The 12,562-nt window shown below is 73.1% G+C and carries 12 protein-coding genes and 1 riboswitch; of the genes, 6 read left to right on the plus strand and 6 right to left on the minus strand.

Annotation, left to right across the window (positions count from 1 at the left end; genetic code table 11):
* Nucleotides 1-49: 49 nt before the first annotated feature.
* A complete protein-coding gene (locus AC3A3L_RS05555) occupies nucleotides 50-1,558 on the minus strand; it encodes a C40 family peptidase (protein ID WP_487639014.1) in 1,509 nt (502 codons plus the stop codon).
* Nucleotides 1,559-1,877: 319 nt separating this feature from the next.
* Between AC3A3L_RS05555 and AC3A3L_RS05560 the strand changes: the two genes are divergently transcribed.
* The gene (locus tag AC3A3L_RS05560) at nucleotides 1,878-2,828 is read left to right on the plus strand and encodes a hypothetical protein (RefSeq protein ID WP_487639015.1); all 951 of its coding nucleotides are present in this window, start codon (nucleotides 1,878-1,880) and stop codon (nucleotides 2,826-2,828) included.
* A 121-nt stretch (nucleotides 2,829-2,949) separates the two neighbouring features.
* Here AC3A3L_RS05560 and AC3A3L_RS05565 read toward each other — a convergent pair whose 3' ends face one another.
* The 4 genes from AC3A3L_RS05565 to AC3A3L_RS05580 form a co-directional block, all read right to left on the minus strand.
* On the minus strand, nucleotides 2,950-3,996 hold the full coding sequence (locus tag AC3A3L_RS05565) for a phosphatase PAP2 family protein (protein ID WP_487639016.1): 1,047 nt from the start codon (nucleotides 3,994-3,996) through the stop codon (nucleotides 2,950-2,952).
* Between the two features lie 27 nt (nucleotides 3,997-4,023).
* Nucleotides 4,024-5,019 (minus strand): ABC transporter ATP-binding protein, encoded by a 996-nt coding sequence (locus AC3A3L_RS05570; protein WP_487639017.1) that lies wholly within the window; start codon nucleotides 5,017-5,019, stop codon nucleotides 4,024-4,026.
* Between the two features lies 1 nt (nucleotide 5,020).
* The gene (locus AC3A3L_RS05575; RefSeq protein WP_487639018.1) at nucleotides 5,021-6,655 is read right to left on the minus strand and encodes an ABC transporter permease; all 1,635 of its coding nucleotides are present in this window, start codon (nucleotides 6,653-6,655) and stop codon (nucleotides 5,021-5,023) included.
* Nucleotides 6,652-7,746: a thiamine ABC transporter substrate-binding protein gene (locus tag AC3A3L_RS05580; protein WP_487639019.1), complete on the minus strand. Its 1,095-nt coding sequence runs from the start codon at nucleotides 7,744-7,746 to the stop codon at nucleotides 6,652-6,654. The genes AC3A3L_RS05575 and AC3A3L_RS05580 overlap by 4 nt, the downstream gene beginning before the upstream one ends.
* A riboswitch (TPP riboswitch) is annotated at nucleotides 7,737-7,846 on the minus strand. It overlaps the preceding gene by 10 nt.
* Nucleotides 7,847-7,878: 32 nt before the next feature.
* On the opposite strand from AC3A3L_RS05580, the gene AC3A3L_RS05585 reads away from it, so the two are divergent.
* From AC3A3L_RS05585 to AC3A3L_RS05595, 3 genes are read left to right on the plus strand one after another with little or no spacing between them, the layout of a single operon-like run.
* Nucleotides 7,879-8,778, plus strand: a complete 900-nt coding sequence (locus AC3A3L_RS05585) for an alpha/beta hydrolase (RefSeq protein WP_487639020.1) — start codon at nucleotides 7,879-7,881, stop codon at nucleotides 8,776-8,778.
* A complete protein-coding gene (locus AC3A3L_RS05590; protein WP_487639021.1) occupies nucleotides 8,775-9,230 on the plus strand; it encodes a GNAT family N-acetyltransferase in 456 nt (151 codons plus the stop codon). The genes AC3A3L_RS05585 and AC3A3L_RS05590 overlap by 4 nt, the downstream gene beginning before the upstream one ends.
* Nucleotides 9,231-9,277: 47 nt before the next feature.
* The gene (locus AC3A3L_RS05595; RefSeq protein WP_487639022.1) at nucleotides 9,278-9,949 is read left to right on the plus strand and encodes a hypothetical protein; all 672 of its coding nucleotides are present in this window, start codon (nucleotides 9,278-9,280) and stop codon (nucleotides 9,947-9,949) included.
* Between the two features lie 15 nt (nucleotides 9,950-9,964).
* Here AC3A3L_RS05595 and AC3A3L_RS05600 read toward each other — a convergent pair whose 3' ends face one another.
* Entirely contained in the window at nucleotides 9,965-11,089 is a 1,125-nt protein-coding gene (locus tag AC3A3L_RS05600) for an aldehyde dehydrogenase family protein (protein WP_487639023.1), read from the minus strand.
* Nucleotides 11,090-11,175: 86 nt separating this feature from the next.
* On the opposite strand from AC3A3L_RS05600, the gene AC3A3L_RS05605 reads away from it, so the two are divergent.
* Both AC3A3L_RS05605 and AC3A3L_RS05610 read left to right on the plus strand, forming a co-directional pair.
* Nucleotides 11,176-11,931: a helical backbone metal receptor gene (locus tag AC3A3L_RS05605; RefSeq protein ID WP_487639024.1), complete on the plus strand. Its 756-nt coding sequence runs from the start codon at nucleotides 11,176-11,178 to the stop codon at nucleotides 11,929-11,931.
* Between the two features lie 11 nt (nucleotides 11,932-11,942).
* A complete protein-coding gene (locus tag AC3A3L_RS05610) occupies nucleotides 11,943-12,434 on the plus strand; it encodes a MarR family winged helix-turn-helix transcriptional regulator (RefSeq protein ID WP_487639025.1) in 492 nt (163 codons plus the stop codon).
* Nucleotides 12,435-12,562: the final 128 nt, after the last annotated feature.

Below are 12,562 nucleotides of genomic sequence, written 5' to 3' on the forward strand. Positions count from 1 at the left end.
TGTCACCCCAGATCTGGGGCCCCAAGCGGGAAACTCGGGTGCACAGTCGTCAAGGTCGGGCGAAGAAGTTCGGCGCCCGCCAGTAGTACATCGACTCCTGGGACACCGGCCGGCCCGTGCGCGGGGCGTGGATGATCTGGCCGTCGCCGATGTAGAGGGCGACGTGGTAGATCGAGCTGGGGCTGCTCGAGGATCCCCAGAACACGAGGTCCCCGGGCGCGAGCTCGGCGGCGGTGATCTTCGTCGACTGGGTGTACTGCGCGACGGAGTAGTGCGGCAGCGACTTCCCGGCGGCCGCCCACGCCCCCGAGGTGAGACCTGAGCAGTCCCAGGCGTCCGGCCCCGAGGCGCCCCACTTGTACGGGTCCCCGAGCTGCGCCGTCGCGAAGGCGATCGCGGCCGTGGCACCCGTCGCGACCGGCGGCGGGGGCGGAGTGGTCGGCGGCGGGGTGGTCGGGGTCTCCGTCGGCGCCGGCGCCGGGGTCGGCGTCTCGGTCGGGGCCGGCGTCTCGGTCGGAGCCGGCGTCTCGGTCGGGGCCGGCGTCTCGGTCGGAGCCGGCGTCTCGGTCGGAGTCGGGGTCTCGGTCGGAGTCGGGGTCTCGGTCGGAGTCGGGGTCTCGGTCGGCGCCTCAGTGGGAGTCGGGGCGTCGGTGGGCGACGGCTCCGGAGCCTGCTCCTGCTCCGCCTGTTCCACCTCGGCCTGGGCCTGGGCTTCCGCCTCAGCCTGGGCCTGGGCCTCGGCCTCGGCCTCGGCCTGGGCGGCAGCTGCGGCGGCCTCGGCGGCCTCGCGCTCCAGCGCGGACTGCCGCTTCTCGGCCAGACGGACGCTGATCCCCTCGAGCTCGGCGAGCTCGGCGACGAGGTCGGCCTTGGTGGCGGACACCGACTGCGCCTCGGCGCCAGCAGCGGCCTCGGCGGCGCCAGCGGCGTCGTACGCCTCCTCGGCCTCGGCCTCGGCCGCGACGGCTCGCTCGGATGCCTCGGCCGCGGTCGACGCGGTGACGTCGGCGACGGCCGACGAGGCGCGGAAGGCGTCGTACTGGTGGTTCAGCGCGTCCGAGGTGTTGCCCAGCGTCACCGTGCGGTCGATCAGCGACTCGATGCCGTCGGCCTCGACGACCGCCGCCAGTCCCTGCACCTGCGTGGCGTCCTCGTAGGACTGCACGACCGTGGCGGCGTAGAGCTCGCGCTGCGACTCGACGTCCTCGCGCGCCGCCTCGGCGGCCTCCTCCGCCTCGTCCGCGTCGGCCCGGGCCTGCTCGGCGCGCCAGCGGGCGCCGTTCCACGCCTCCGCCGCCAGGGCGGCACGTTCACCGGCGGTCTCGAGCGCGAGGTTGGCGCGGATCAGGTCGGCCTGCACCGCCGCGACATCGCGCCCCTTGGCGTCCGCCCGGTCCTTCGCGGCCGCGACCTCGGACTCGCTGGGGGTCGGGTCGTCGTCGGCGTACGCCGCGTGCCCGCCCCCGACTGCCAGGCCGGCGACGAGGACGACCGCGCTCACCCAGCGCGACGTCGTACGACGCTGCGACTCGTGGTCCTGCGGTGCTGCGACGGGCACGGGGGCTCCCTGGTGGTCTCGGGCCCGTGCGACTTCCCCTTCGCACGGGCAACTCGAGGCACGTTAGTGAACTTTCGTCACACAAGGAACACTTTCCTCAACTTTTTCACCGTCGTCCGGCGTGTCGGCTTGCAAACTACACTCGTGTAGTTCACGTCGAACGACGATGAGAGTCCCCGGATATCCGGTGACTCTCCCGCTTCACACCCCAGACCTTGTCCACGAAGCGTGAAACTCGGGTGCAGAGTCACCGAGCCGGCGTTGTCCACAGATCGCAGGACGGGTGCGTACGGCACCGCAACCGGGGCACACCTGCCTGGTGACCAAGCAACGGATCGACCTCGAGGGCCTGGTGCGTCTCCGCCGCGACCTCATCGCCGACGGGCTGACCGACAACCAGATCAACCGGCTCGTGTGCGCGAAGGTGCTCAAGCGCATCCGATACGGCGCCTACGTCGACCATACGGTGTGGGAATCGCTGACGGCCGAGGACCGGCACCGCCTGCTTGCGCGCGCCGTGCTTGCCCGTGCGCACAGCCACACGGCACTGACCCACGTGTCGTCACTGGTCGAGCGCGGCATTCCGTTGTGGGGCTTCCCGCTGGACGTCGTCCACACCACGCGCGGCGGCGACGACCGCGCTGGGAGACGGCATCGCGACTGGGTCCCGCATCGAGCGACGCTCGGCGAGGAGGATCTTGAGGAGCTCAACGGGGTCGTCATCAGCAAGGCGGCACGCTCGGCGTTCGAGATCACGACGATCGCCGGCGTCGAGCCCGCGCTGGTGGCGGTGAACCGGCTGCTGCACGCCAAGGCGATGACGCTCGATGACTTCACGGCGCAGGCAGCAGCTCATCGTGACTGGCCGGGCAGCCTGACCACCAATCTCGTGGTGCACCTTGCCGATGGTCGACTGGAGTCCGTCGGCGAGGACCGCTTCAGCTACCTGGTGCACAGGCAGGGGCTGGTCAGGCCCGAGCCGCAGGTCAAGGTGTTCGACGAGCGGGGCAAGCTGGTGGCGCGAGTCGACTTCGCGTGGCCGGAGCTCGGGGTCTTCCTCGAGTTCGACGGCCGGGTCAAGTACGAGCAACACCGGCGGGAGGGCGAGACTCTGGAGGAGTTCCTGATGCGCGAGAAGGAGCGCCAGGAGCTGGTGTGCCAGCTCACTGGCTGGACCTGCATCCGCATCACGTGGGGCCAGCTCTCCCAGCCTGCCGTGCTCGCCACTCGGATCCGGAAGGTCATCGCCTCCCGCAACAAGGTCGCCTGATCTTCGCACCCGAGTTTCCCGCTTGGTGGCCGAGATCTGGTGTGACAAGCGGGAGACTCCCCGGATATCCGGTGACTCTGGCCGGAAGAGGGGCGGGGGTGGGCACGAGGGCGTACGGCGGTCAGTCGGCGTCGACGGGAACCTGGCTGGTGGTCGAGGTCGGATGGCTCGACAACCCGTGTCTGTCGAACTTCTGCCCGCTGGCGAGCCCGCCGAGCCAGAAGGAGAAGAGGGCGATCACCACGCCGGCGAGGTCGTCGGCGATGTAGTGCCAGCCGAAGTAGAGGGTTGCGACGACGGTGATGGCGAAGTTGGTCCAGAAGACGATGTGGAGGATCTTGTTTCGCAGCGTGTACTGCACCATCAGCGCGACGAGCAGGGTGATCGCGACGTGGAGCGACGCGAAGCCGGCCACGGACTGCACGGCTCCTTCCGCGCCGTCGCGGATGACGCCCTTGCGGCCGTAGAACAACGACTCCATCAGCGCACTCGAGCCGGTCTCGGGGAGGTCGGCGTAGAGGTAGCTGTACTGGAATCCGGGGCCGAGGGTCGGCAGGGCGTAGTAGGACGCGGTGCCGAGCGACCAGGCCAGGCACTGCGAGGTGGCGAACCAGTAGCCGAAGGTGATGTTGCGCGACCACACCAGCCAAGCGGCCAGCGCCAGCGGCACCAGCGGCAGGAACCACAGGTAGATCGTGGACAGGATGTGGGCGGAGAAGCCGGCGCCGAAGATCGTGTGCAGGATCGTCGCTGGCTCGTGGCCGAACATCAGCGCCCGGTCGATCAGGTGCAGCTCACGGTCGTACTTGTCCTCGCCCATGATGAAGGGCAGGAACGACTTGAGGTTCCGGTAGCAGACGTAGGTGATGTAGAAGCACACGAGCCCGAGCACCACCAGGGTGATCCGCTCGCGGTCCCAGTGCTCGCGGATGCGGCTGCGTGCGATGTCGGGCATCAGCGCCGGCTTCATCCGGGAGTACCACAGCGTCCGGGGCAGGATGTCGAGCAGGAAGGCGCCGAAGATCAGCAGCGGCAGCCGCAGCCACGACGGACCGAGGAATCCCTCCGGGTCGACCAGCGGCCGGTCGAGCACGAGCGCGGCCGTGACAGCCAGCGCGCCCATGGTGGCGGCGACTCCCACGAGCAGGGCATAGGCCGGTCTGTACACGGACGCCAGTCTAGGGACGGGTCCACCTCAGGGGGTGATCGGCAGCACCGCGAGACGTGTCACGTCGACGCGCAGCGACACCTCGTCGCCGGGTGCCACCCGACCGCCGAGCGGCGCGACCGCGTCGACGGTGCCCACGCCCGCGACGCCGACGACCAGCCGGACCAGCTCGGGCGTGACGCGCGCGGACTCCACGACAGCGGGCAGCGGGCCGGCCTCGTCGACGACCAGCGCGGAGCGGCGGAGCGCGACGGCGTACGCCGGTGGCAGCGCGGCGGCGTCCAGCACCCGGCGGGCGGCGGCGTCGCGCAGCACCCGCGCGTAACCGAGGAACAGGGCCGTCTCCTCGTCGACCGGCTCGCGCCACACCTCGTCGATCGCGCCGTCCTGCACGACCCGTCCCCCGCGCATCACCGCCAACCGGTCGGCCAGCGCGAAGGCCTCCTCGTGGTCGTGGGTGACGAGGAGGGCGGTCGTCCCCGCCGCGTGCAGGATCGACCGCAGGTCTCCGGCCAGCCGCTCGCGCAGGGTGGCGTCGAGCGCCGACAGCGGCTCGTCGAGCAGGATCAGCCGCGGCTCGACGGCCAGTGCGCGGGCCAGCGCGACCCGCTGCCGCTCGCCGCCGGACAGCGTCCCGGGGAGCCGGTCGTCGTACCCCGACAGGCCGACGAGGTCGAGCAGCTCGCGCACCCGTGCGGCGACCTGCGCCGAGGGCGTACGACGCAGCCGCAGCGCGTAGGCGACGTTGCGGGCAACGGTCAGGTGGGCGAAGAGCTGGCCGTCCTGGAACATCAGCGCGAAGCCACGCTTGTGGGTGGGCGTGCCGGCCAGGTCGGCGCCACCCCAGGAGATCGACCCGGAGGCAAGCGGCTCGAGGCCGGCGACCGCGCGCAGCAGGGTGGACTTGCCGCAGCCCGACGGGCCGAGCACGGCGAGCACCTGTCCCGACGCGAGGTCGAGGGACACGTCGTCGACGGCTGCGGTGTCGCCGTAGCGCACGGTCACGTCCCGGAGTGCCAGCACCTCAGAACGCTCCCACACCCGGCACGCGCAGCCGCTCGACGGCCAGGACCACCACCGCGGTGACGACGGCGAGCACGACCGAGGCGGCCAGGGCCATGCCGTAGTTGGCCTCGCCGGGGTGCCCGATCAGCCGGAAGATCACCACCGGCAGGGTCGGGCTGGTGTCGCGGGCCAGGAAGGACGTCGCGCCGAACTCCCCCAGCGACACCGCGAACGCGAAGCCGCAGGCGGCGAGCACGGGCTTCCACACCACCGGCAGGTCGACGGTGAGCAACGTCCGCCAGGGCGATGCTCCCAGGGACGCGGCAGCCTGCCGCTGCCGGTCGTCGATCCCGCCCAGCACCGGCGTGAGGCTGCGCACGACGAGGGGCAGCGCGACGAGCGCCTGCGCCATCGGCACCAGCAGCGGGGAGTCGCGCAGGTCGAGCGGCGGCTCGTCGAGGGTGATCAGGAAGCCGAAGCCGAGCGTCACGGCACTGACGCCGAGGGGCAGCATGAAGAAGCCGTCGAGGGTCGAGCGCACCCTCCGCTCGGCGACCGAGTGCGAGCGGCGCGTGACGATCAGCGACACCACGATGCCGACGAGCAGGGCCATCCACATGGCGTCGACGGCGGTGCGCAGGCTCGTGGCGAGGGCGGCGGTGACGGGCACGAGGAGGGCCTGGCCGTCGCCGGCGGTCGTGAGCGCGCGGTAGTTGTCGAGGCCCCAGCCGTCGCCGACGCTGAGCGACCCGAGCACGAGTGTGACGATCGGCAGCAGCATCGCCCCCAGCACCAGCAGGGTCGCCACGACGACGGGCGCGTCGGAGCGGCGTACGGCCCGGGCGGGCGCCACCGCGCGCTGGGCCGTCGGGTCGGGGGTCGCCCGCAGCCGCGCGGCGAGGGCGAGCAGCGCGACGACGACCACGATCTGCAGCACCGACAGCGCAGCCGCGGCCTGGAGGTCGAAGACGGTGGTGGTGAGCAGGTAGATCTCGGTCTCCACCGTCGAGTAGCGGACCCCGCCGAGGGTGAGGACGATGCCGAAGGCGGTCGCGCAGAAGAGGAAGACGATGCTCGCGGCGCCGACGATCGCGGGCCGCAGCGCCGGCAGGGTCACGGTGCGCAGCACCTGCCGCGGCGAGGCGCCGAGCGCGGCCGCGGCCTGCCCCGGCCGCGGGTCGAGCGACTCCCAGGCGACCCCGACCGTGCGCACCACGACGGCGACGTTGAAGAAGACCAGGCCGCACACGATGGCGATCGGGGTGCCGTCGAGGCCGAGGAACCCGAGCGGGCCGCCCTCACCCAGCAGCTGGCGGAAGGCGACGCCCACCACGACCGTCGGCAGCACGAACGGCACGAGCAGCGCCGCCCGCACCGCTGCCCTGCCCGGCAGCGCCAGCCGGTGCAGGGCGTACGCCGCCGGCAGCCCGAGCACGACCGCGAGCAGCGTCGCCAGCCCCGAGGTCCACACCGTGAACCACGCGACCCGGTGCACGCGAGGACGCGCGAGGACGTCGAGCACCGCGCCCGGAGCGAAGCGGCCGTCCACGAGGAACCCCTCCGAGACCATGCCCGCCACCGGCAGGACGAAGAGCACGCCCAGCACCAGGACCGGGGCGGCCGCGAGGGCGAGGAGCCCGGCGATCCGCCTCACCTCGAGATGACGTCCGTCCAGTCGGTCAGCCACTGCTCCCGGTTGGCGTCGATCTCGGCCGGGTCGACCTCGTAGGGGTCGGTCGGCTGCGGGGCGAACTCGGCCCAGTCGTCGGGAACGGTGGCGCCCGGCATCACCGGGAAGACGTACATCGACTCCGGGAGCGCGCTCTGCACCTCGTCGGAGAGCATCCAGTCGACCAGCGCGGCGGCGCCCTCGGGGTTGTCGGCGCCCTCGAGCACGCCGGCGTACTCCACCTGGCGGAAGCAGGTGTCGAGCAGCGCCGCCGTCGTCGTCCGCCCACCGCTGACCGTGAACGCCGGGGACGAGTCGTACGACACGACGATCGGGCGGGTGCCGTTGTCGGAGCCGGCGGTGAAGTCGCCGTAGTAGGCGTCCTCCCACCCGTCGACGACCTTGGCGCCGTTGCCGAGCAGGTCGGTCCAGTAGTCCGGCCAGTCGTCGCCGAAGGCCGCGACCGTGGCCAGGAAGAAGGCCATCCCGGGGCTGCTCGTCGAGGCGCCCGGCGTGACGAAGAGGTCGCGGTAGCGGTCGTCGGCGAGGTCCTCGAGGGTCTGCGGCGGCTCGACGCCCTCCTTCTCGAACCATGCCGTGTCGACGTTGACGCACACGTTGGCCGAGTCGATCGGCACCAGCCGGTCGCCGCCCTCGGTCAGGGCGTACTCCGCCGGCGGGGTCGCCGTCGTGGTGACCTCCGCGAAGGCGCCCTCGCCGAGCGGGCGGGACGCGAAGGTGTTGTCCACACCGAAGGCCGCGTCGGCGATCGGGTTGTCGGCGGTGAGGCTGAGCTTGGTGGCCAGCGTGCCGGCGTCGCCCGCCGCGCGGACCTCGAGGTCGTAGCCGGTCTCGGCCTCGAACGCCTTCACCAGCTTCCTGGGCAGGTGGAACGACTCGTGGGTGGCCAGGACGACGGTGCCGCTGCCCTTCCCGTCCGCCGAGGAGGACGTCGACGGCTCGGTGGCGGTGGACCCGTCACCACCGCCGACGAGGCTGCACCCGGCGAGGGCCAGGGCGGTGACCACCGCGAGGCTCGAGGTGGCGAGGGCAGCGCGGACGCGTACGTGCAACATGTGTGACTCCCTTGCGCCGGTGCTAACCGGATCAGGTTCGGAGGGTCTGCGGCTGGTCCGCACTCTCAGCACGCCTGCACGTGCTCCCCTGTCTTCGTGGCCCCAGCCTAGCCTCCCCCTACGCTGCCTCCCATGCCGAGTCGCCGCCACGACCTCCTCGCCCGCCTCGTGCCCGCCCTGCGCCGCTCACGCGAGCTCGACGACGAGCCGACCGAGCGGGCCCGCGTCGAGACGTGGCACCGCACCCTCGACCGGACCCTGCCCACCCGCGTCGTGCCCCGCTTCGCGAGACGGTGGGAGGCCACGGTCACCGACATCGGCTTCCCCTGCCACGTCCTCACCCCGCGCGACCGCCCGGTGTCGCGGACGCTCTACTACGTGCACGGCGGCGGCTACATGGCGCCGATCGACCCCTTCCACGTCCGGTACGCCACCCGGGTGGCCGACGCGATCGGCGCGCGGGTCGTGATGCCCGACTACCCCCTCGCCCCCGAGCACACGTGGAAGGACTCCCACGACGCGCTGGTCGAGGACGCCGCGCGATGGGCGGGCGCCGACGGCGGCGCGGTCCTGGCGGGCGACTCCGCGGGGGGCGGGCTCGCGCTGGCGACGGCGCTGTCGATGCGCGACCGCGGGCTGGCCCAGGCGTCGTCCCTCGTGCTCCACGCGCCCTGGGTCGACCTCACCACGTCGACGCCCGAGACGTTCGCCGCCGATGCGATCGACCCGTGGCTGTTCATCGGCAAGGTGCAGGCGTACGCCGGGTGGTGGGCAGGCTCCGACGCCGACCTCGGCCGCCCCGAGGTGTCGCCCGCGCTCGGTGACCTCGCCGGGCTGCCGCGGGCGCTGATGCTGTACGGCACCCGTGACCTGCTCGCGCCCGGCTGCCGTCTGCTGGCGCGCCGGGCCGCGGAGGCCGGCTGGGACCTGACCGCGGTCGAGGAGCCGGACCTGATCCACGTCTACGGCCTGCTCCCCCTCGTCCCCGAGAGCGCCCGCGCGTTCCGCCAGGTGACGGAGTTCCTGCGGTGAGGGTGCTGGTCGCCGGCTTCGACGAGCTGCTGCTGCGCACGGCGTACGACGTCTGGCAGCTGCGCCAGCAGGTGTTCGTCGTGGAGCAGGACTGCCCCTACCCCGACCTCGACGGCCGCGACCTCGAGGAGACGACCCGCCACGTCGTGCTGCTCGACGACGACGGCCGGGACGAGACCGTTGTCGGCACCCTGCGCGTGCTCGACGACGGCGGGTGGGCGCGGATCGGCCGCGTGGTGGTGGCTCCGGCCGCGCGCGGGCGCGGCCTGGCCGCTGTGATGATGGACGAGGCGATGGCCCTGTGCGGCGACCGCGAGGTGCGGCTGGACGCCCAGACCGGCCTCACCGGCTTCTACGAGGGCTACGACTTCGTGGTGACGGGGCCGGAGTTCGACGAGGACGGCGTCATGCACGTCCCGATGGCCCGGAAGGCGCGTCCCCCGGCCTTGTGATCGGTGCCCAGCGAGCGAGACTGGATGGACACGGCTCTTTCGAGGAGATGATCGCCGTGATCACGCTGGCCCACGACCTCCGCTCGACCCACCACGACCTCCAGCACCGCCTCGACCTGGCCAGCAGCGCCCGGGGCGACCGGCGCCACCCCCGCGACCACTACGCGGCTATCGACACCTTCCTCGCCATCGCCAGCCGACACAACGCCGCGATGGTCGACGCGATCGCGCCGCTGGTGCGCGACCTCCCCGGCGGTCACGACCTCGCCCACGAGTACCTCGCCGCCAGCCGCACGTACGAGGAGGCCCTCGCCCAGGTGAAGGCCCGGCTCTACGGCTCGATCTATGCCGTGGGCCGGCCGTGGCCCGAGGTCTGGGCGGAGGTGCGCCGCGAGCTCGAGAGGGTGTGCGTCCTCGAGCTCCGGCTCGCCGAGGCGCTGCTCGCCGAGGACACCGGCGCTGAGCGCTCCGATGCGGAGGACCTCGGCACCCGCCTGCACCACGCCGAGCTCGCCTCGCCCACGCGCCCGCACCCGTGGATCCCCCACCAGGGCGTGGCCGGGCACGTCGCCCGTGCCGTGGCCCGGCGCATCGACCGCTTCTGGGACGCCGCGGAGGGCCGCATGGTGCCCGAGCCGGTGCGCCACCACGACCGGACCCACCAGGGCAAGCTCACGCAGTACCTGCTCGCCGACCCGCACCTCGACCAGGAGGAGTGAGGGCGGTCCCGCGGCTCAGCCGGGGACGACCATCAGCACCGGGCCGAGCACCTCCTCGCGGACCAGCCGCGAGTCCGGCGCGAGGCCGCCGATGACCGTGGGGGCGAACCACCAGCCGGGCCGGTCGAGTGGCTGACCGCCGAGGGCGACGTCGCCGCCCTCGGTGCGGGCGAGGTCGACGTAGCGGCGCACCCGGTCGCGCGCCACCACCGACCGAAGCGGTCCGCAACGGGTCGCGGGGTCGGTCGGGTCGCCCACGGCGACGTCCGCCATGGCGGCTGCGGCCACCTGCATCGCGTCTGCGTGCCGGTGGACGGGTACGACGACGCTGGTCGGCAGGCGGCAGCCCTGGCCGGCGTTGGTCGCGACGTCGTACGCCGCCGCGGAGACGACCGCCTCGAGGTCGCCGCCCGCCCGGACGGTGCGTGGGCCGCCGACGTCGAGGCGCACGCGTTTGCCGGCCCGCTCCCCCGCGACCTGCACGCGCTCGGCCACGACCGACGACCCGGTGAGGGAGATCGCGTCCACGCGCTCGTCGAGGGTCAGCGCGATGGCGACGTCGACGTCGCGGGTGGTGACGACGTTGAGCACGCCGCGCGGAAGCACGTCGAGGGCGATCCGGCCCAGCTCGATCGCGGCCGTCGCGGCCTCCGGCGCGGGCTTCAGCACGACCGTCCCGCCCTCGGCGAGGACCCGGCCGACCTCCGCGAGCGGGACGGACAGGGGCGAGGTCGCGGGCGTGACGACGGCCGTCACGCCGGCCGGGTCGTCCTGCGGCCCGGACGTGAGGACGGAGGTCATCGCGGCCAGCGCGTCATCGAGGTGGGCCGCCCGCAGCGCGACCGGCACCCCGGTCTCGACCGCCATCAGGGCGACCAGCTCGTCGGCGTGCTCCGCGACCGCGGCGGCGAGGCGTCGTACGGCGTCGGCGCGCAGGTCGGCGTCGGTGCTCCACTGCGTCGCGTCGAAGGCGCGGCGTGCGGCGGTGACGGCCTCGCGGGCGTCGGTGACCCCGGCGTCCGGCACGTCCCACAGCGGCTCGGCGGTCGCCGGGTTGCGGGCCGGGAAGGTCCAGCCGTCGACCGTCGGCCGCTCCACTCCGTCGACCGGCAGCCCCCGGGGGCGGGCGTGCTTGCTCATGGCGCAACTCCACCACGCCACCCGTCCGGCCCTCCTCACCCCGGTGGTGCGTCCCACCCGGTCAGGTGGTGGCTAGCCTCGGGCGCATGCGCGACGACCTCGGGGCCGACGTCCCACTGCACGCCCCCGCGACGCGGGTCGTCTCGCTGGTGCCGTCGCTGACCGAGGCGATCGCGGCCACGGCGCCCGACCGGCTCGTCGGCGCGACCGACTGGTGCACCCACCCCGCCGGCCTCGACGTCGCGCGGGTGCGCGGCACCAAGAACCCCGACCTCGCGGCGATCCGCGCCCTCTCCCCCGACCTCGTCGTGGCCAACAAGGAGGAGAACCGCGAGCTCGACGTACGCCGGCTCCGTGACGCCGGCGTCGCGGTCTGGGTGACCCGGATCGAGACCGTCGAGGAGGCGCTCGAGTCGATGTCCCGGCTCCTCGACGAGGCGCTCGCGGTCCCCGGCCCCTCCTGGCTGCTCGAGGCCCGCGCGCTCTGGTCCGCCCCCGCCGCCGACCGACTCCGGGTCGCCGTGCCGATCTGGCGCGACCCCTGGATGGTCGTCGGGTCGCAGACCTACACCGACGACCTCCTGGCCCGGGCCGGTCTGGCCAACGTGCTCGCGCACGGTCCGGCAGCGAGGGAGGGGCGCTACCCGACGGTGACCCCGGAGGACATCGACGGCGCCCGCGCGGACGTCGTGCTGCTCCCGGACGAGCCCTACGTCTTCACCGCCGACGACGGCCCCGAGGCACTCCGCACGCCGACGCGGCTGGTGTCGGGGCGGCTGCTCACGTGGTACGGGCCGGCGATGGTCGAGGCGCACGCCGTGCTGACCGGACTGGCTGAGTAGCCTCGCGTCCCATGACCCGCGACCCGATCAGCGAGGCCCACCGCCAGTGGGTCGCCCACGGCTGGGCCGGTGCCGCCGACGGGATGGCGATGGTGACCTCCGTCGTGCGCGCCCAGCAGCTGCTGATGGAGCGCATCGACGCGGTGCTGCGCCCGCGCGGCCTGACGTTCGCCCGGTACGAGGTGCTGCGGCTGCTCTCCTTCACCCGCGACGCCGCGATGCCCATGTCGCGGCTCGGCTCGCTGCTGCAGGTGCACCCGACGAGCGTCACCAGCGCCGTCGACCGGCTGGTGGCCCAGGGCTACGTCGAGCGGGTGCGCAGCGACGAGGACAAGCGCGTCGTACGAGCCGTGCTGACCGACGCCGGCCGCGACGCGGTCGAGGAGGCGACGGCGGCCCTCAACGGCGAGGTCTTCGAGGCTCCCGGCCTGCCCGGGGCCGACGTACGCGAGCTCACCGACCGGCTGACCGGCCTGCGGTCGGGGCTCGGCGACCTCGGCTGAGCGAGCTTGGCACCCGAGTCTCCCGCTTCGTCCCCCAGATCTTGTGTGACAAGCGGGGGACTCCCCGGATATCCGGGGACTCCGCCGCCGGTGACTCGCGGGTAATTAGTTGGATGTCCTACTATCTG

This window comes from Nocardioides sp. Soil_C_8 (assembly GCF_057656315.1).